Origin of the sequence: Elizabethkingia bruuniana, assembly GCF_002024805.1 — a bacterium.
Lineage (GTDB): Bacteria > Bacteroidota > Bacteroidia > Flavobacteriales > Weeksellaceae > Elizabethkingia > Elizabethkingia bruuniana.
This window is the reverse complement of sequence record NZ_CP014337.1, coordinates 2,153,109-2,172,452: the sequence shown is the minus strand read 5'-3', so window position 1 is coordinate 2,172,452 and position 19,344 is coordinate 2,153,109. Positions and strand designations below refer to the sequence as shown.

Below are 19,344 nucleotides of genomic sequence, written 5' to 3'. Positions count from 1 at the left end.
AACCACTGCCTTGGCAGTGGTTTTTCTTTATGATTATTATAATCGTTACTTTTGCATCAGTATATTATAAATGAAGAAGTATTTAAAACTTTTACGAGTTGAGCAGTGGGTGAAGAATTTATTTGTGTTCTTGCCTGTATTTTTTTCCGGAAAAATAATGGACACAGATCTTTTTTCTAAGAGCTGTGTTGCTTTTATTGTGTTTTCTCTTACAGCAAGCTGTATCTATATTCTAAATGATTATATGGACATAGAACTGGATAAGCGTCATCCTGAAAAGCGAAACAGACCATTGGCTAGTGGTGCTATAGGTAAGAAGACAGCTATTGGTATATTCGTTCTATTGATCGTATTAGCGGTAGGTTTTACCTTGTATATGCAAAATCGGGGTCTGGAAATACAGGAATTTGCTACAGTCATCATCTCTTACTTTGTTATTAATATTCTCTATACCTTTAAATTAAAACATGTTGCTATTGTAGATATTTGTATTATTGCTACAGGTTTTGTACTCAGAGTTTTAGCGGGAGGTTATATTACCGGAATTGTGGTTTCCCAGTGGGCAATACTACTTACTTTTATTCTGGCATTAGTATTGGCAATAGGAAAAAGAAGAGGCGAACTTATCAATGCTCAGATTAATGGTAAAACCAGAAAAGCCCTGGATGGTTATAATGTTCAGTTTGCCGATATTGCTTTATCTATTAGTTGTGCATTGGCGATTGTATGTTATCTGATGTTTACGCTCTCACCGGAGGTACAGCAGAAATTTCATCCGAGGGTTTTTTATACTGTAATTTTTGTTGTTTTTGCTTTTCTACGCTATTTGCAGCAGACTTTAGTGTATAATAAAACAGAATCCCCAACAAAAATTATTTATAAAGACCACTATATACAAGCTACAATGCTGCTATGGCTTATAGCATTTTTATTACAGATTTATTTCAAAAAATAAAATACATCATTAAAACACCTTGCAAATGAAAAAATTGTACTGTTTTGATTTTGACGGAACGATAACGACTAAAGACACAATGTTTCTATTTCTTAGGTTTTATAACCCGGGACGTTATTATTTTCAATTTATGAAACATGTTCCGTTGTTTGTAATGATGAAGCTGAAACTGGCGAATACAGAGAGGGTGAAAAAAAGCTTCATTACTTCTATATTAAAAGATGAGAAGCAAAAAAAGCTGGAAGAGCTTGCTCAGAATTTTTTTAAAGAATACAAAAACAGCATTATGAGAGAAAATGCGCTGGATTTTTTTAAAAACATAGATAAGAATGCAACGGCCTATCTGGTAACCGCATCTTTGGACATCTGGGTAAAGCCATTTGCCGAGCATTTTAATTTTGGATATATTTCTACAGAAGCTAAATTTGTAAATGGTAAATTTGCAGGAGATTTTGCAACCAGAAATTGTAACGGGCCCGAAAAAGTCACTCGGATAAAAAGAACGATAGATTTAACAAGGTTCGACAAGACCATTGCCTTCGGCGATACTTCCGGAGACAAGCCAATGCTGGAGTGGGCAGATGAAGGGTATTTCAAATTTTTTCACTAATTTTAATATTTGAATACAAGGCACTCGAAGGGGAATATTAATGAACGTTTTTATGTTTCTCCTTGCAATAGTATATTAATGATAATGTAAAAACATAATAACAACGAGAGATCTAAAATGGATAGAGTTTATCTTGATAATGCAGCGACAACACCCCTTTTGGAAGAGGTAATTGATGCAATGGTAGATGTGATGAAAACCCAGTACGGGAATCCATCTTCCACATATAGTATAGGGCAGGAAGCAAAAGCCATAATTGAGGAGAACAGACGTAAAGTTGCGGCTTACCTTAATGTAACACCTGCTGAGATTATTTTCACTTCCTGTGGGACAGAGTCTAATAACATGATCATAAGATCAAGTGTAGATAATCTGGGAGTACAACGCATTATTACTTCTCCTATGGAGCATAAATGTGTTGCAGAAGCATGCCTTGAAATGAAAAAAATGAGAGGTGTAGAGTTAGTTTATCTTCGTCCGGACAGTAAAGGTGATTTTGATCTTGCAAAGCTCGAAAGCCTTCTTCAGAATTCTGAGAAGAAAACTTTGGTATCTCTGATGCATGCAAATAACGAAATCGGAAACTTACTGGATATAGAGAAAGTTGCTGCGCTTTGCAAGCAATACGACGCTTTATACCATTCAGATACAGTACAGACTGTCGCGCATATGCCTTTAGATTTCTCTAAAATTATGGTTGACTTCGCATCATGCAGTGCTCATAAATTTCATGGCCCTAAAGGAGCAGGATTTGCTTTTGTAAGAAAGTCATCCGGGCTTAAAGGGATTATTGTAGGCGGATCTCAGGAAAGAAGCCTTCGTGCCGGTACAGAAAACGTAACAGGTATTGTAGGATTAGGTAAAGCTTTGGATATTGCAGTAGAGCATATGGATGAATATGCTAACCATATGGAGGAGATTAAGGCTTATACAATAGAGAAATTAACAGAAAAGATACCGGGAGTACTATTCAACGGACATAGTGCAGAAAGAGGCACCAGTCTTTACACTTTATTAAGCGTACTTTTACCATTTAAGAACCCGCTTATCGGCTTACAGTTGGATATGAAAGGAATTGCAGTATCTCAGGGTAGTGCTTGCAGCTCAGGGGCTGCTAAGCCTTCTATGGTAATGATGTCAATACTTACAGACGAGCAAATGGATAACGGTACTCCGCTTCGTCTTTCTTTTAGTCATATGACTTCAAAATCCGATATAGATGCTTTGGCTAAAGCGCTGGAAGAGATTAAAGAAGGTACTATCGAAAAAATGAATGTTTGATATAGACATTCAGGTATAATAAATTGTGTAAATTTGTAGACTTAAATTAAACTGAAATAATAAGAATTATGGCATTAGAAATCACTGATTCAACATTTAGCGAAATTATCAATTCGGATAAACCGGTATTAGTTGACTTTTGGGCAACTTGGTGTGGTCCGTGCAGAATGTTGGGTCCAATTATTGAGGAAATTGCTACCGATTTTGAAGGAAAAGCGGTTGTAGGAAAAGTAGATGTAGACAACAATCAACAAATCTCTATGGAGTTTGGGATTAGAAATATTCCTACAGTTTTAATCTTCAAGAACGGAGAAGTAGTGGACAAATTGGTTGGTGTATCCCCAAAAGAGGTTATTGCGCAGAAGCTTTCTGCTCACTTATAGAAAAAAGTATAACTGATAATGAACGCTTTCCCGACTGGGAGAGCGTTTTTTTTGAAAAATATTTGTTAGTATCGATTATTGTTGTATTTTTGCAACCACAATAAACAAAGAGCATACGTTTTTAAATATTGTCGATTGATCCGGTAGTTCAGCTGGTTAGAATGCCGCCCTGTCACGGCGGAGGTCGCGGGTTCGAGTCCCGTCCGGATCGCAAAAGGTTTACAGTATTCTGTAGACCTTTTTTATTATGTATTACGTTTATATATTGTATTCTGAAAGTAAGGATGTTTACTATAAGGGCTTTTCCGAAGATGTAGAGAGGCGCTTAGAGTACCATTTGTCTTCAAAGGGAAAATATACGTCAGATATAAAAGATTGGGTAGTTGTTTACACTAAGCAGTTTATTGATAAATCTGCAGCGTTGGCAGAAGAAAAAAGACTGAAAAGGTTAAACAGAAAATCATTAGAAAAATTAATAAAAGGGTAGGATATTCCCTGTCATCTCGTCTCTCGGGACGAGACGGATTCGAGTCCCGTCCGGATCGCAAAAGGTCTACAGATATTCTGTAGACCTTTTTTGTTTTGTACCAGTTTCAAAAGGAGTTAAAATAGACAATCTGAAGGTGGCCCATAAAAAGAGAAGCGAAAGCTTAATGAAAAGTAAGAAAAGCCTATTGGCAGACTTGTTTAGAAATTGACCCTCGCTAGCGCAAGCATCTTGCTCGCGCTCAGAATGAATCAAACCTTTGCAATAATGAGGGCTTGCTTTTATAATGCTATTATGATTTTTTCTGTATTTTAGAATAAGAGAAGGGAATAGAAATTTCATGAAATAGAGGTAGCTTGTTTTATAAGTTTTGCTGCAGTATTTAATGATTTTATGTTTGTCATTACATCAAAATAAGAATATTGTCCTCGTAATTTTTTAATTCTAATAATCGATGCTGAATTCTACAAGTGTTTTGTCTTAAATAAATATGTCGTTCTGAATTTTTCATGAAAAATATCTTTGAAAAATAAGTACATTTGGCCTTGCTTTAAAACGATATGGACAGGTACAATTTTCAACATCTCTTTTCCTCTGTTGGGATTTTCATGATACTTTTGCTTGCCTTGTTCCTGATTACTGTAAAAACTAAGCACAGACTTTCAAATTGGCTTCTTGCTTTCTTTCTTTTTACAAATGCAGTTGATGCTATCAAATTTTTGCAACACGGATTTCCGGTTAATTATATTAATCTCGAGGCTTTTCGTTGGAGTACTAATTATGTGGTTTCAGCATCATTTTACCTTTATGTATTGTCTGTTTGTTATACCAATTTTCGGTTAAAACCGAAACATTTAGTACATGTAATCCCATTTTTGGCGTTCAATGCGTTTATGATGTGGGGAATTTATTTTAGTGATAGACCTGCGAAAATAAAATTCATCAACAGCATGAACGATATGCCGCTCTTGCAATTTTTCCTCTTCCTTTTCGAAGCGCTGTTTCAAGTCTATTTTATTGCCTCGTTTTTGGCAATTAGAAAGGCTAAAAAAGTATATCTCGAGAATTACACAAACCCAAATATTTCAGCACTCAATGCCCTTTACAAAATAACAATTCTCTATTACGTTTTGCATTTTATTGTCCTGATAAGATGGTTGGTTACGTATATTTTTGGTGTCGGCGAAATTCGAGCGTGGATTGTGACTCTTGATGGATTTGCATTTTTATTTTGTACCTGTTGGTATCTTTTTGTTGCGTTAAATAATCCCGAATTTTTTCGTGGTGTGAATTCTGATTTAAAACCAATTACCGAAGTTGTTCCAAAACAAAAAAACATGCCTTTATTGGTTGACGGAAGGAATAAGGAAGTCGAATTTTTAAAAGATTTCATGAAGGAAAAAGAACCTTATTTGGATTCTTCATTAACGATTCAGGATTTGGCGGAGCAAGTTGAAATGCCTGTTAAAGATTTATCAACTTTGATTAACTTGTATATGGACAAACATTTTTTCGATTTTGTAAATGAATATAGAATTGAAAAAGCCATGCAAATTCTAAAAGATCCTTTTCAAAAAGAACTGACCGTTTTGGAAATTTTGTATCAGGTTGGTTTTAATTCCAAATCCTCATTTAATACTTCCTTTAAAAAATATACAGGAAAAACACCAACAGATTACAGAAAGGAAGCTTTGTAAAATTGTATTACTTTTCAAAAAATGAGTTCGATTTTTTTTAATCGGTCGCGTATCAACGCTTTTTAGATCAGCTTTGCAGAAAGTTTTAATCTAAAAATAAATGACATTGAAAAGTACACTTCATCGCAAATCTTTTTTAATTTTAATTGCTTTATTACTTCCGTATTGGGCAATTTGCCAAATAGAAGTAACGGGAAAAGTAAAAAATGGAACAACGCCCATTCCATTTGCAAACGTGGCTCTTGTAGATTCACTTGGCGTTTTAAAATCTGGAGCAACGACAGATAATAATGGTATATTTACAATCAGGACTGTTAAGGGAAAATATAGGCTCAAAATTAATTTGTTGGGATATGAAAGTTGGGATAAAGAAATCAACTTAGAAAACAATAGTACTTTAGATGATATCATTTTAATCTTGAATTCAAGAAATCTGGAAGAAGTCGTTATAAAAGGAAAAAAAAGAGTTTTCGAACAACATATGGATCGTCTGGTATTTAATGTTGAAAATAGTCCTACTGCAAATTCAGGTAATGCTTTAGACGCATTAAAAGTAGCTCCAGGACTTATGATTCAAAATGGATCTATTAGTATTTTGGGTAAAGGATCGTCGCAGGTAATGGTTAATGGAAAATTGATGCAAATATCGGGTGATGATTTAGTCAGTTTTCTGAATTCAATTCCGGCAGGCAGCATCAAAAAAATCGAAATTATAACCAATCCGCCAGCACAATATGATGCAGGAGGAAATGGCGGACTCATCAATATCATTTATAAAGAAGGGATGAAAAATTCTTGGAAAAATTCATCTTCTTTCACTTATGATCAAAGCCATTATAATTTTTTCACACTAGGCAATGATTTTTTATACAACAAGAATAAGCTTAGATTTTCTTTAGGTTTAAACGGAACTGTTGGTGCATTTAGAGCTTTTGAAAGTTTTGATGCTTTATCTGCAAATAAGCTGCAAGAGCTGAATTCGGACACAAAACAAAAGAAGAATAGTTTTACAGGTCGAGCTTCTTTTGATTATGATATTACCAAAAATACTGTTTTAGGTTTTATGTATCTAGGTAATCAGAGAAGACCTGATCAAGATAATAAATCAACCACCCTATTATTTGATTCCAATAATACTCTTGAGCAAATTATTCAGAGTAAAAGTTTTAACGACAGAGAATTTAACAGCAATATTTACAATATGAATGTGATGTCGAAATTAGATACTTTGGGAAGAAAACTTACTGTAGATTTTAGCTATTTAGATTACAGTGTAAAGCAAAATAATAGCTTCGCAACAAATACATCATTTCCGAATGATCCAACGTTTATACATCAAACATCAGCCATTAACAATTCAGGGCAGGCTATAGAAAATTTTAGTGCAAAAGTTGATGTAGACCATCCTACTAAATTTGCCAATTTCTCGTACGGAGGTAAGCTAAGTTTTAACAAATCAAATAGTAATGTCAAATTTTTTGACGCTACTACAAATCCGCCTGTTTTAGATGTGTCACAATCGAATGAGTTTGAATATAAAGAGAATATTCAAGCCTTATATGTGAATTCTTCAAAGAAAATAAATTCAAACCTAAGTTTACAATTAGGTTTAAGAATAGAAAATACGGTTACAACAGGTTTCTCGAAGACAATAAATCAAACAAATAAGAAGGATTATTTCAAATTGTTTCCTACATTTTATGCTTCTTATAATCCTGATGCGGAAAACAATTTTGCCCTTAATTACGGGAAAAGAATTAACCGCCCAGGGTTTAGTGAGTTAAATCCATTCCGGTTTTATTTGAATAACAACAGTTATTCTGTGGGGAATCCTTTTTTACAGCCTTCATTTAGTGACAATTTTGATTTAACGCATACGTTTAAGAAAAAACTAAGCTCAAATGTATTTCTTAGAATTACCAATGATAACTACGGATTACTATTTACGACAGATACAGAGCGTGATACACAGGTAATTACTAGAAAAAATTACTCAAAGGAATATTATTATGGCATTAGCGAAAACTATACATTCGATAAATATTCTTGGTGGACAAGCCAGAGTGCTATATCACTTTTAGCCTCTAAAACTACCTTATTTGATACTATAAATGCAGAGGTTCAAAACGGGATGAGGTTCTATTTTAGTACGAACAATACTTTTTCATTGACCAAAACAACAAAGTTGGAAGTCAATTACTGGTACAGCTCGCACCATAAAAGAGGTCTCTATGAAATGGGAGAATACTCCAGTTTTGATATAGGCATTAGGCAAAGCTTACTAAATGATAATTTAAAAGTTATGCTTTTGATAAATGATTTATTCAATACATCATATCAAAATAACATCATATCGATTGTGAACGGAGTAAAGCAAACAGGAAATTTTAATTACAGTAACCGATTTTTTAGGCTTTCTCTTCTTTACAGTTTTGGAAGTAATAAAGTAAAATCCGACAATCGAAAATTTGGCAATGAAGAAGAGCAAAGACGTTCTGGAGTTTAGTATCAAAAAAAGCTTCTAAGAAAAGAACTCATAATTTTAGAATTCTTTACGAACTTGGTTTCAGTTCTAAATCATACTTTTATTCCTTCCTTCAAAAAATATACTGGAATTGCTCCAGCAGATTTGAAGAAAAAACCAAATTAATTCGTCTTACTTTCTCATAAATGAGTTCGACTTTTTTAATCGGTCGCGTATCATAGGTTTTCACAGCATATTTGCAGAAAGTTTTTAAAATATAATTACAATGAAAAAAATAATTGTCTTAATATCATTAAGTATTTTATTCACCAATTTTCTTTCAGCTCAGAAGCCAGTTGAGCAAGAAACAGAAATCAATCAAATTAATGAACTAATGACCAAATCCTACGAAAGAGGTTTGTTCAACGGAAATGTTTTGGTCGCTAAAAAAGGAAAAATCATCTATCAAAAATCATTTGGCTTTACCGATGAAACAAGAAAAGCGCCTTTAACGAAAAACTCCATTTTTAATTTTGGCTCTATTGTAAAGCAGTTTAATGCAGTTGCTATTATGATGTTGGTGGAGCGTGGTCAGCTGAATCTTGATGATCCCATTTCGAAATATAATTTGGACTTGCCAAAATGGTCAGAAAAAGTGACGACCAGGCATTTAATCAATTATGCCAGTGGAATTCCTCGCATTGAAAACAAAATGATCGTCCCAAAAAATAATGAAGAAGCATGGAAGATTTTGAGGAAAACGGACACCCTGTTATTTGAGCCGGGAAAAGGCTATAGATACGATAATGGCAATGTGTTTTTGCAAAGAAGAATTATTGAAAAGGTAACAGGAATGACTTTTCAAGATTTTGTGACTAAAAATATTATCAAACCTTTGAAAATGACTAATTCTGTTTTTGATGCAAAATCAGGATACAAAAACCGAACATCATGTTATGATATGGACAATGTGAGATGTCCGGAAATGAAATTTATCAGTGGTTGGCTTTGGTTAGACATTAATGATATGTACAAATGGATTGAAGCGATGAATCATAACCGTTTAATCTCTAGAAAGTCCTTTGAAACATTATTGAATAATCCTTATGCAAAAGAAGAAGGAGGATCGCTTGGTAGATTTTATGAAGAAGATGAATTGCAACGACACAATGGTATTTCGTATAAATTTGAATCCATTCTATTAAACGATATGAAAAATGATGTCATTGTAATTTTAGCATCCAACAACCTCAATAAAGTTTATAGTTTAGGATACACAATCCGTGACATTATGCTTGGAAAAGATTTTGAAATTCCTAAAAAATCTGTTTACCGAGCGATAAGAAAGGAATCTTTTACTGATATCAATAAAGCGAAAGAAGCTTATTATTTACTCAAAAAAACTTCTGAAAAGGAATATAGCTTTGAGAACCCAAGCGAGCTGAATACTTTAGGCTATGAACTATTGAGAGCGAGTAAAATATACGAGTCGATAGAAATATTCAAGCTGGCAATAAGTGAGTTTCCTAAAAACGCGAATCTATTCGATAGTTTAGGAGAAGCCTATTTTACAAATAAGCAATATGATTTAGCATTAGGTAGCTATAAAAAAGCAATAAGTCTTGGTGGAAGCAACGGTAATGCAGAAAAAATGATTGATAAAATAAATAGCTTACTGTAGGATAGGTTTTTATTGAAAAAATAACAAGTCCCATCAGGGCAGCAAAAGGGCTTACAGATATTCTGTAAGCCCTTTTGTTTGTATTAGGCTTATATATAGTATTGATAAAAACTAAATAAGGCACTGTTCAATAGGAGAAATCTTTTTGGAAATTTTTGACATTTTATAAAACAATTAAGGAGAGAATAATGGTTTATTATGAATTAAAAATACAAAGTTGCTTTTTTAAATAACCAATGCTTATATTTTAAATAGTTTAAGTAGATAATGGAATATATACTTTTGTCCTTGGTGTATATATGATTATATTTTTATTTTATTCTGATTATACATTTAAAAATATTCTTTTTTGATAAAAAAAGGAGCTTTTTATTGTTGATTTCATTATTTTTTTTCTTTTGTGGTCAAAAATATTAGCTAAGTCTCAAAAATGGGGAAAATCACTCCTTTTGAACAAAATTTTGCATTCTATTGCTATTTTTCTAAATCTTACCTAGCCATGGGGGCTTACAACTGATATCTTAGTTCAAACTCAAAATTTGAATTTTCAGACAATTATAAATTATTATTCGTCGAATAGTAGTTTGAAGAAAAATAAACTAAAACTTGATTAAACATATACTTTATTGTAAATCAAGTTTTAGTGAGTTTTAATGTTAGTGGCTAAGAGTTAAAAACTTATGTTCCCGATAGGTTTAAACTATTGTTAACATAGGATTTTTAATTTTTATTTTCTGATTTATAAAAGTTTTTATACTTTAGTCGCTACACCAAACACGATACATGGAAAATAACTCTAACAGCGTTATTCGATTTTCTATTGCTGATAGTGACTTCTACTTCAAGCAGTTTTTATTAAAAATGCTCTTGGAGAACCCTTTTTATAGAGTTGTTAATGACTGTAATAACGGTCACGAACTTATCTCTAGACTCTATCGCAAACAAGAAGATGTTTTTTTAATTAATTTATACATGCCCATTCTAAGCGGGCTGGAAGCTATAAAATTTATTCGGCAAACGAATAAAACTACTCCTATTATTACCTACTCGGCAACCTATCAGAATGATATGGATGCTATAGTATCCGAAATACCCAATGCCTATTACTGTCAGAAGAACAGCATCGTGATAAGAGATATACTCAGAAATAGTATTTTATCCAAAAAAGTAGATTTTGAAGATTATCGCCAGGAATGGTCACAACAAATGCTGGAGGTGCAGGATTACATGGAACGCCAAAAGAAAAGCCAGCAGGATCTGTCTCTGTCCGAAATACAGATGATTAAACTTTGCTATGAAGGCTATAGTAACAAAGATATTGGTGAGAGAATGAATCTTAGTACAAGAACAGTTGATACTTATATCAAACGATTGACTGAAAAGCTTGGGCTAAAAAGCAAGTTGGATCTTGTGCGTTTCTGTGTAGAGAGTGGCTATTATAATACCAGTATTTAATTAATTAAAAACAAACAAATGATTTCTTCAGGTCAGGAAAAGCTAAACAGAAAGGATGTAAACAAAGGAATCTGGAAGTTCATTTTCTCTTTTCTGTTCCTTTCGGGATTCTCATTCCTCTCTGTTTTTTTATTTTTTAAAAGCAGTGAGTACCAAAAAGAAAATATTCAGAAGGAGGTAGAGAACTACAAAAATATACTGAATAAAAATGAACTGTTACAATCCAAGATGGAGGGCATTTATTCCAAAATGTCGATGATAGCTAATGACAAAGTTCAAAATGATGAATTCTTAAGAGATAATATTGTAGAGGATATCCATGACTGTAAAAATATCATGGGAAAGGACAGTATAAAAGAATTTAAGCAGTATGCTTCTTTACTGAAGAATATCAATGAGATGGTATCGCTTAAAGACAAACTGATTTCTGCTTCATTAGAAGAGAGAGCAGCGCTTAATAATCTGCAGGAATGCCAGGGACGATTAAATATTGTTACCAGTAAGATATTAAACGATGCGCCAAAAGTAGGGCCGAGAAGAAGACCAAGATCAATAAGATAAGATAGAAAAAATGCAGTTTCAGGTTACTTTATCCAAGAAAGAAAAAAGGTATTACTTTGTATACCTCTTTGGGATGCTTTTATTAGCGGTCGTTTTTTTAGGTATTATTTTCTTAAATAAACTGGAATCCCCTTTCACTCACTCCGATGCACTGGCTATAAAGACATTGCAGGAGAAATCTGTTTTCAACAACCGTCAGCAAGCCATACAGCCTACAATAGACAGTACATTTATTAAGCTGAAGAAACTATCAAGCGAAAATCAGCAGCCTGTTGAAGAAAATGAGCTGAAATATGAGATTAATGATATCAAAAATGCATTTTCTGATATTACCTCTGTTGATGCAAGAAAAGATAACTATGCTCAGATTGCAAAATTTTATAAGATGTACTATGATGATAAAAAGATCATTGTAAAAAAGAATGAGAATGTGAAAACATTCACCAAGCAGTATGAAGAATGCACGATAGGAATGAAGGATATGCAACAACACATAAATCAGCGAAAAAATGCCCAAATCATAAGTAACAGAAACTAGAAACAAATATTGAAAAATGAACTACTTTCAAAAAAATAAAAAGAATATAATTATTGCTGTTATTTCTACCTTATTGGTTGCTTCATTAATTGCAATCTGGTTACAAAGAAAATCAGTGAATAGTTCGGAAAATATTGTAGCTGCTGTATTTCCCGCAAATCTAAGTTTAGGAGACTCACTTAGATTTGAAGATAAAACACTAAATGCTAAAACCAAGCAATGGGATTTTGGTGATGGTAAAGTCTCAGAGAAAAACAAGGGAATTCATATGTATACTAAGCCAGGCTTTTATGAGGTAAAGCTTACAATAGATAACAAGTACACAAAGACATTTCCAATCCTGGTTTCATCTGTTGTTCGTCCGGTTTTAGCTCCAGAGGAAAGCAGAATCGATGCACAAACCCAGGCTTTACAACTGGAGAATGTGGTCTTTAGAGCAGTAGCACCAAATGCCAAAACATTTTCATGGAGATTTGGAGAATCAGGAAATATAGATTCAAAAGATAAAATGGCGATTTACTCTTATAAAAAGCCAGGTAACTATACTGTTACATTACTCACGGATGACAATCCACAGCCCATTGTCCACCAGATAAGAATATTACCGGCTTATAATCCTAACGAGCAGCTGGAACAGGATTTATCTTCAATCGATGACACATACAGTGATATTGATGATGATATCAAAAGAACACTACAGCAAATTGCTGATGGCAATAACTTCAATAGCAATTATAATTATTTGTTGAGAACTTATTTCTGTAACAACGACAATACTGTAATGATTGTGAATAATGGAAAGCCTAAGAACTACTATTATTATACAACAGGTTTACAGTTTGACAAAAATAATACAATCCAGGAGGTGAAATCAACGTTTGATAATAATCAGAAATGTATTATTAAACTGGAAGTGACACAGAGTAAATAGTTTGTGAACAATTAAAAGACGAGTAATGAAAAACACCAAATCTACATTATACATTTTAGGATCTGCTTTACTGGTTACAGGATGTCAGGTCAGAGTACCTTCAGTAAAAACACCTGCACCGGATTATTATGGAGGTATTGAGCAGAATATGGTCATTAACGGATACCCTAAAGATCCTCTGCCATGGATTACTTTCTCTGACAGGTCGAAGAATACCGCCTTTTTAAAGAAAGAAAAGAATGAATCTCCTAAGGAAATCAAGTTTCTGGAGCCTCTTATGGTAGTAGACTATAATAAGTCGAGTAAACTAGTAAAAGTAGCGGAATATAATGCAGATGCTCTGATGAAGAAACTTCCTGGGAAATCTGTGAAATCTTACGGATGGATATCAGAGGATAATCTATTATTGTGGAATAGTGCTTTAAGAGACCGTACATCCGGATTTATTATGAAAGCGGCTATTGTACCTGGTAATACAGATGTAGTTAAAAATACAGGAACTTATATTAAAAATGACTCTGCAGTAGTTTATTCTTCACCTAATCTTTCGGATCCGGTAAAGAAAAAGATTCCTATTGGGGAGTTGGTTTATGTGTATAAAAAAGCGGCTGATAACAAAGGATATCTGGTAGGGAAATCTCCGAAAATCAATATGGATAGTATTGATAAAGATATCTATGGTTGGGTAAGTGCCAACATGATTTCTACATGGGGAGAGCGCTCGGCGATAAGACTAGACAGAAAAGCTGATTACAGCAAATTTCCACTTTTCGGTATCTACAGTGCACTTCCGGAGTATACAGACGAGAAACCTATAGTACCTATTGCGGATGCGGCTAACAGAAGTGAAATAGAAAATATATTCCCGACTTCTACAACACTGAATAAGAATACAACGAAGTACTTTACCAATGCATTCGACTACAGCCAAAATTATATTTTCAATGTATTAGGTGAAAAACTACCTTTCAAAAGGTATAAAGAAATCACCAAGAGAAATAAAAATCTAAATATTGTATTTGCTATCGATATAAGTGCTGAGAACAGAGCTTATGCACCAATTGCGAAGTCTGTGATTCAGGATATCCAGCTTAAGATGCAGAAGCTGTCTTACTACAAAGATGTAAAATACAGTGCTGTTTTATATAAGAATAACACCTGTGGACCTAATGTTATTGCATCTGTACTTTCCAGTGATTACAACGGTATTTTTAAATACATAGATGATAAAACAATGGAAATGCGTTGTGAAGGAGTAGGCGGGCAGCCGGTAAACGAAGCGCTTAGTACAGCCGGACAATTGCTTAGTACGGTTCCGGACGAGACCAATTTAATTGTCTTAATAGGTTCTACAGCATCTTCCGGGATGAATACATCGAATGCGGTTAGATTTATTTCTAAGGCGAGAGCCAAAGTAATTGCTTATCAGACACAGTCCAGGTCTTCTGATGCTTACAACGATTTTGTATTACTGGCACAAAATATTGTAACAACTACAGCACAGAATATTACAGAACTCAACAAAGAGAAAGTAGCTGATCAGAGCCTTATTCTCAACAAAAATAACTTCAATTTCATCGAAGGAGATTTTGGTATTTATTCCTTAGATTATCCTAAGAATAGTATGACACAAGGATTTGTTATCTATCCTAAGAAAAGGGAAGACAATAGCAATTCACTTCTTATTAAAGCAATGGATACCTTGGTAACACAGGTTACAGATGAAAACAAGATCACAGATAAATCTTTAACAGCCTATTTTAAATCTGCTGTAGGATCTGGTAAAACTACTGTTGACGGCAGATATGCGTTTATGTTTCCTGATGTTTCCAACCCGCTTCCGGCTTCATTTGCTTCACAGTTGGTTACTTATGATTACCCGACAGTTGCTTCAGGATATCTTCCTGTTGACATGAGAAAAAATAATCCGGGAATAGAGAAGGGAATACTGGTTTCTGAACAGGAATATGACCAGCTTAAAAATTTCTATGATCAGATATACAAACAAACAAATCCGGATAGTAAAGATTTTAATCAGAAAAGAGCGATATCCCGCTATGTAAAATTACTAAAGGAGAACAATCCTACTTTGGATGACTTTGATACAAATAAAATCTACAGTCAGCCTATGAGAGTAGCGGTTGCTAAAAGCACGGGTATGGATAATTCTGATGAAGTGATGATGTCTGAGATTAATATTGAGCGTTGGAAAGATAAAAAAGTAATAGGCAGAGAAACCGTTCAGACTTATTTTAAAAATTATAAAGTATTGTCTAATAGATTGTTGGAGAATAAGAATAATCCAAAGTATAAGGTGATTCAGAACGGTACAACGTTCTACTGGCTGAACGAATATTTCATGCCTTTTGTTACAGACAGAACAAAACCTTAATGAATTAGACAGTAGTAGAATTACTACAATTTGTGAATTTTCCCTGCAGGGGCAATTTACTCTGATGACAGAATATTATTTTTGATAATAACGAAAAATTTTCTTTTAAAAGTATTGAAATTATGGCAGTGAATAATTCCAGAGGTGTGCTAAAGTTTAATGGAGGAGAAGCACAAAAAGTATTGAAACTAAACTATAGCGTACAACGCTCTACAGATGTATCCGGAAGAGTTGCATCTGATGCTTCCAATGCGTTGGTTAAAATTACAATTGAAGCAGGGGAAAACGCTCATGTTCTGGAAAGTTTACTGAACAATAAGTATAAGCCTACAACTGGTGAGGTTACATTTAATAAAGCCCACGAAGAAGGTACACTTATCAAACTTAACTGGGAAAACGGATATGTAATCCAGCATGAAGTAGATTTTAATGCAATCAATGACAACAATATGCATATTACCTTCGTTGTCAGCGCCGAAAAGATCAATTACGGCGGATCTTCTTATGATGGTATATGGCCGGGAAATTAAGAAAAACACCAAACTGTTGAAATTATAAGTTTCAACGGTTATATTTCACAAGATATGAACTTAAACTTTTGCAAATTATTAGCTTGCGTAACTTTACTTATGTTTTGTGGTAAAAATACCACGGCACAGGTCCTAACGGTTACTGATACGTCCGATGCTCATGCAATGAGGATAAAGAGTACAATAAATGCTAACAGAGAAATTGTTGACTTTATAGAGCACAGTCTTGCTCAGAGAAAGTTACCTAAGCATTTAAGAAATCTTCCTCTTTTGGAATCGGGATTCGACAGAACAAGAGTTTCTTCTACAGGTGCTGTAGGGATATGGCAAATTATGCCGGCTCATGCGAACTATTATGGATTACGTGAAAGTGATCGTTCAGATATTTATAAAAGTACTCAGGTAGCCTTAAATTCTCTGTCTACTCTTCATCGTAAATATAAAGACTGGATTAGTGTTTTGGCGGCTTATAGCTGTGGTGAAGCCAATGTAGCAAAAGCTATGGAAAAGGCAGGATCCAAAAATTATGAGGACTATTACATCTATCTGCCGGATGAAACTACAAATGCAATCAGAAAATATATCAATGCTTGTTATGTAACAGGAGAGCTGGATCAGTTATTACCCGGAGGGTCTGCTAATGCTGCTAAACTTAAAGCGAGAGTTGCTGATAATAATCCGGAGGTACAAAACAATGCAGAAGAGCAATCTGTTGATCCGTCGCTTTTAAAAACAACGATCAATTCAGGTTATGATCTGGAGACTATTGCACAATTTATAGGTATCAAGCAGGAAGATCTTCTTTACTGGAATCCTAATATTGAAAAGAATTTAAACGAAAAACAAGAGGTTAATTTTTATCTTCCTGCAGAACAAATGGGAAGATTTGAGGCTAACAGAAATAAAATTCTAAGGCTCTCTTTAACGAAGTAAAAAAAAGATTTTATTTATAGCAAAACTCGATTAAATGTTATAATTTAATGGAGTTTTATGTTTATTAGAATAGCAATGGAAGGCATTAATTACAGATTCCCCTTTAATCCCTCTGCTTTGATGACAGAGAACGGCAGTATAGAAACTTGTGATATAGCAGAAAGTATAGCACAGAATATTATGCTGTTAATTATTACCAAAAAAGGAGAAAACCGATACGACGAAAACTATGGTAACGATGTATGGAATGTAGAGTTTGACAATGGTATTTCTTCGGCGGTTTGGGAAAATGTATTTATCAATAGTCTCAAAAGGCAAATCTCAGATTATGAGCACAGGCTGGTGAATCCTCAGATTAAAGCGCACATTGTTTTTGTAGAGCATAATTATGATACCCGAAACTTTACAGAGATAAAGAAAAAGGTCAAAATTGCTATCAATGCGAAACTAGAGGCTACAGGAGAACAATTCAATTTTGCTACTGAATTATTTTTAAGTCCGATGTCAATCGATTAAAAAAACTTACACACCACACACAAATGCACCTAGACCAAAATATTTATTCTAAAGAAACAATTAAAGCCCGGATGTTGCAGAATGCAACAAAACTATGGGGTGTAAAAAGTATCCAGTCTTTGGATCCTTTTGTAAAATTATTGATAGATGCTTTCAGCACGGAAGTGTTCAAAGCCAATAATGAAATTCAGAATGTAAATAGCAGACTTCTGGAAAGGCTGGCAAGAATGCTTACGCCCACTAAATATACTCATCCCGTACCGGCACATGCAATTGCATTCTATACACCGGAAGAAGATGTGGAATATGTAATGGATTATACCGAGTTTTTCTTTAAGAAAAGTATCAATTCATTTAGCAAAACACAGTCCGATAAGCAGGTGGATGTTCCTTTTACGCCTGTAGATAATATCAGAACCATAAAAGCTCAGGTAGGTGCGATGATTGTAGGAAATACCTGTTATGCATTCGATGAGAATCTGAACAGAACGCCTATATGCAGAATAAATAATCGTATTGAAGATTATAGAAAAATAAGTATCGGAATCAATGTTTCCAAATATAGTGCAGGCAGGCTTCCTGAGAAGCTGAGTCTTTTCTGTGCGAATACAGCCTTTGAGCATATCGATTATGTATACAGACTTTTGCCACATGTAAAAGTAAGCAGCAATGGCAAATCACTCAGTATCAATCCGGGGTTAAGTTATACCGATCAGCGCAAATATGAAGGCTTTGAAGAAGTTTTCAGAGAACAGTCTATCCGCTACAAAGTGACGGAGGATATTAAAAAAATATACAATTCAAAATTTATTGAAGTTGAGGGCATTCATGATGATTTAAAACTTCAGCCAGGTTATTTTCCATTTGAATTAGGCTACCTTAAAGGTCAGGCACCGGCGTTGGATCAGCTTATTAATGACAATAGCTTTCTTTGGTTAACTTTTGAATTCCCACCACAATTTACAGATCAGATTCTGGATAATTTCTCTTTTGCACTCAATGCCTTTCCGGTTTATAACAGAGGCTGGAAAAAAACAGAATACATCCTCGATATTATGGGGAATAATATCCCTTTGGAAACAGGAGTAGGTGAGTACTTCCTCTATGTTGAAGAAGTGGTAGACGGAGAAGGAAAGAAATATGAAGAAATCCCTTTTACACCCAACGATCATCTTAGCAAAGGACTTTATACTGTAAGAAAAGGCGGTATGGAAAGGTTTAGTAACCGCAATGCCGTAGATTTAATGGTGAATGTACTGGAGCTTACGCGTGATGAGGTTGCTGCATTCTCTGTTTTCAACAGAGATAAGCTAAGGGACCTTTTAGGGGAAATGTCGGATAAGATGAAGGGCATGATTAAAAAAGTTGAGAATGCTGATAAGGATCTGGTAGAAGATGTCAACTACGTGATTATAGAACCGATTGAATCTTCGGTGCATACATACGCCGCATTCTGGATTACCCATTGTGCTCTGGCTAACCACATCAGGCCTGGTACCACTCTCAATTCTCAGCAAAAAGCAAAAAGCATTACATTCTTAACAGAGAGTACCGGGGGAGATCTGGAACAAAAAGGATCGGATAGTATTCAAGCTTATCGTTATGCGCTTATGACAAGAGATAAGATTGTATCGATAGAAGATATAAAAGCTTATTGCCAGATGGTTATGAAAGATGAACTTAAATCTATAAGAGTTAGCCGCGGAACTATTATAAGTGATAAACCAAAAGAAGGATTTGTAAAGACTATTGATGTGAGTATTGTTGCCCAGAATTATGCTTTTTATGGAAAAAGTTATTGGGACAATCAGGCAACAGTTTTAATGAATAACATTAAGGTTAGAGCAATAGACGGCGTTATTTACCGTGTAAAAATAGAAGATGGCTCTACAGTAGAAATTTAAAATATAAACCGAATTAAAACCAGGTG

Annotated in this window: 17 protein-coding genes and 1 tRNA gene; all 18 read left to right on the top strand. The window is 34.2% G+C overall.

The genetic code is table 11. The annotated features are described in order from the left end of the window. Positions 1-70: 70 nt before the first annotated feature. The 18 genes from AYC65_RS10110 (at position 71) to AYC65_RS10020 (ending at position 19,318) form a co-directional block, all read left to right on the top strand. Positions 71-955: a decaprenyl-phosphate phosphoribosyltransferase gene (locus tag AYC65_RS10110; protein WP_034869035.1), complete on the top strand. Its 885-nt coding sequence runs from the start codon at positions 71-73 to the stop codon at positions 953-955. A gap of 25 nt (positions 956-980) precedes the next feature. After that, on the top strand, positions 981-1,565 hold the full coding sequence (locus tag AYC65_RS10105; RefSeq protein WP_034869034.1) for an HAD-IB family hydrolase: 585 nt from the start codon (positions 981-983) through the stop codon (positions 1,563-1,565). Between the two features lie 117 nt (positions 1,566-1,682). Further along, the gene (locus AYC65_RS10100; protein ID WP_034869032.1) at positions 1,683-2,846 is read left to right on the top strand and encodes a cysteine desulfurase family protein; all 1,164 of its coding nucleotides are present in this window, start codon (positions 1,683-1,685) and stop codon (positions 2,844-2,846) included. A gap of 68 nt (positions 2,847-2,914) precedes the next feature. Beyond that, positions 2,915-3,229: a thioredoxin gene (gene trxA / locus AYC65_RS10095; RefSeq protein ID WP_009085023.1), complete on the top strand. Its 315-nt coding sequence runs from the start codon at positions 2,915-2,917 to the stop codon at positions 3,227-3,229. 137 nt (positions 3,230-3,366) lie between these two features. Further along, a tRNA-Asp gene (locus AYC65_RS10090) sits at positions 3,367-3,440 on the top strand. Between the two features lie 36 nt (positions 3,441-3,476). Further along, positions 3,477-3,716, top strand: coding sequence for a GIY-YIG nuclease family protein (locus AYC65_RS10085; RefSeq protein ID WP_034870030.1), 240 nt, complete (start codon positions 3,477-3,479; stop codon positions 3,714-3,716). A 560-nt stretch (positions 3,717-4,276) separates the two neighbouring features. Beyond that, a complete protein-coding gene (locus AYC65_RS10075) occupies positions 4,277-5,413 on the top strand; it encodes a helix-turn-helix domain-containing protein (protein ID WP_034870028.1) in 1,137 nt (378 codons plus the stop codon). Positions 5,414-5,519: 106 nt separating this feature from the next. Next, complete coding sequence (locus tag AYC65_RS10070) at positions 5,520-7,919, top strand: TonB-dependent receptor (RefSeq protein WP_034870107.1); 2,400 nt, start codon at positions 5,520-5,522, stop codon at positions 7,917-7,919. A 244-nt stretch (positions 7,920-8,163) separates the two neighbouring features. Continuing rightward, positions 8,164-9,558, top strand: coding sequence for a serine hydrolase domain-containing protein (locus tag AYC65_RS10065; protein ID WP_034870027.1), 1,395 nt, complete (start codon positions 8,164-8,166; stop codon positions 9,556-9,558). 783 nt (positions 9,559-10,341) lie between these two features. After that, the gene (locus AYC65_RS10060; protein ID WP_034870026.1) at positions 10,342-11,013 is read left to right on the top strand and encodes a response regulator transcription factor; all 672 of its coding nucleotides are present in this window, start codon (positions 10,342-10,344) and stop codon (positions 11,011-11,013) included. A gap of 18 nt (positions 11,014-11,031) precedes the next feature. Beyond that, positions 11,032-11,574, top strand: a complete 543-nt coding sequence (gene tssO / locus AYC65_RS10055) for a type VI secretion system TssO (protein WP_034870025.1) — start codon at positions 11,032-11,034, stop codon at positions 11,572-11,574. 10 nt (positions 11,575-11,584) lie between these two features. After that, entirely contained in the window at positions 11,585-12,112 is a 528-nt protein-coding gene (gene tssO / locus AYC65_RS10050; protein WP_034870023.1) for a type VI secretion system TssO, read from the top strand. A 16-nt stretch (positions 12,113-12,128) separates the two neighbouring features. Continuing rightward, positions 12,129-13,043, top strand: a complete 915-nt coding sequence (locus AYC65_RS10045) for a PKD domain-containing protein (protein ID WP_034870022.1) — start codon at positions 12,129-12,131, stop codon at positions 13,041-13,043. A gap of 25 nt (positions 13,044-13,068) precedes the next feature. Continuing rightward, positions 13,069-15,435 carry a type VI secretion system protein TssR domain-containing protein gene (gene tssR / locus AYC65_RS10040; RefSeq protein ID WP_034870021.1) on the top strand — a complete coding sequence of 789 codons (2,367 nt, stop codon included), beginning with the start codon at positions 13,069-13,071 and terminating at the stop codon, positions 15,433-15,435. A gap of 122 nt (positions 15,436-15,557) precedes the next feature. After that, positions 15,558-15,965 carry a type VI secretion system tube protein TssD gene (gene tssD, locus AYC65_RS10035; protein WP_034870019.1) on the top strand — a complete coding sequence of 136 codons (408 nt, stop codon included), beginning with the start codon at positions 15,558-15,560 and terminating at the stop codon, positions 15,963-15,965. A 54-nt stretch (positions 15,966-16,019) separates the two neighbouring features. Further along, positions 16,020-16,898, top strand: coding sequence for a lytic transglycosylase domain-containing protein (locus AYC65_RS10030; protein WP_234300295.1), 879 nt, complete (start codon positions 16,020-16,022; stop codon positions 16,896-16,898). Positions 16,899-16,973: 75 nt separating this feature from the next. Continuing rightward, the gene (locus AYC65_RS10025; protein ID WP_034870016.1) at positions 16,974-17,414 is read left to right on the top strand and encodes a GPW/gp25 family protein; all 441 of its coding nucleotides are present in this window, start codon (positions 16,974-16,976) and stop codon (positions 17,412-17,414) included. A gap of 23 nt (positions 17,415-17,437) precedes the next feature. Further along, positions 17,438-19,318: a type VI secretion system baseplate subunit TssF gene (locus tag AYC65_RS10020; protein ID WP_034870014.1), complete on the top strand. Its 1,881-nt coding sequence runs from the start codon at positions 17,438-17,440 to the stop codon at positions 19,316-19,318. Positions 19,319-19,344: the final 26 nt, after the last annotated feature.

Bases quoted from the DNA above. Each gene is read 5' to 3' on its own strand.
- AYC65_RS10110 (WP_034869035.1), top strand. From the start codon at position 71: ATGAAGAAGTATTTAAAACTTTTACGAGTTGAGCAGTGGGTGAAGAAT.
- AYC65_RS10105 (WP_034869034.1), top strand. From the start codon at position 981: ATGAAAAAATTGTACTGTTTTGATTTTGACGGAACGATAACGACTAAA.
- AYC65_RS10100 (WP_034869032.1), top strand. From the start codon at position 1,683: ATGGATAGAGTTTATCTTGATAATGCAGCGACAACACCCCTTTTGGAA.
- trxA (WP_009085023.1), top strand. From the start codon at position 2,915: ATGGCATTAGAAATCACTGATTCAACATTTAGCGAAATTATCAATTCG.
- AYC65_RS10085 (WP_034870030.1), top strand. From the start codon at position 3,477: ATGTATTACGTTTATATATTGTATTCTGAAAGTAAGGATGTTTACTAT.
- AYC65_RS10075 (WP_034870028.1), top strand. From the start codon at position 4,277: ATGGACAGGTACAATTTTCAACATCTCTTTTCCTCTGTTGGGATTTTC.
- AYC65_RS10065 (WP_034870027.1), top strand. From the start codon at position 8,164: ATGAAAAAAATAATTGTCTTAATATCATTAAGTATTTTATTCACCAAT.
- AYC65_RS10060 (WP_034870026.1), top strand. From the start codon at position 10,342: ATGGAAAATAACTCTAACAGCGTTATTCGATTTTCTATTGCTGATAGT.
- tssO (WP_034870025.1), top strand. From the start codon at position 11,032: ATGATTTCTTCAGGTCAGGAAAAGCTAAACAGAAAGGATGTAAACAAA.
- tssO (WP_034870023.1), top strand. From the start codon at position 11,585: ATGCAGTTTCAGGTTACTTTATCCAAGAAAGAAAAAAGGTATTACTTT.
- AYC65_RS10045 (WP_034870022.1), top strand. From the start codon at position 12,129: ATGAACTACTTTCAAAAAAATAAAAAGAATATAATTATTGCTGTTATT.
- tssR (WP_034870021.1), top strand. From the start codon at position 13,069: ATGAAAAACACCAAATCTACATTATACATTTTAGGATCTGCTTTACTG.
- tssD (WP_034870019.1), top strand. From the start codon at position 15,558: ATGGCAGTGAATAATTCCAGAGGTGTGCTAAAGTTTAATGGAGGAGAA.
- AYC65_RS10030 (WP_234300295.1), top strand. From the start codon at position 16,020: ATGAACTTAAACTTTTGCAAATTATTAGCTTGCGTAACTTTACTTATG.
- AYC65_RS10025 (WP_034870016.1), top strand. From the start codon at position 16,974: ATGGAAGGCATTAATTACAGATTCCCCTTTAATCCCTCTGCTTTGATG.
- AYC65_RS10020 (WP_034870014.1), top strand. From the start codon at position 17,438: ATGCACCTAGACCAAAATATTTATTCTAAAGAAACAATTAAAGCCCGG.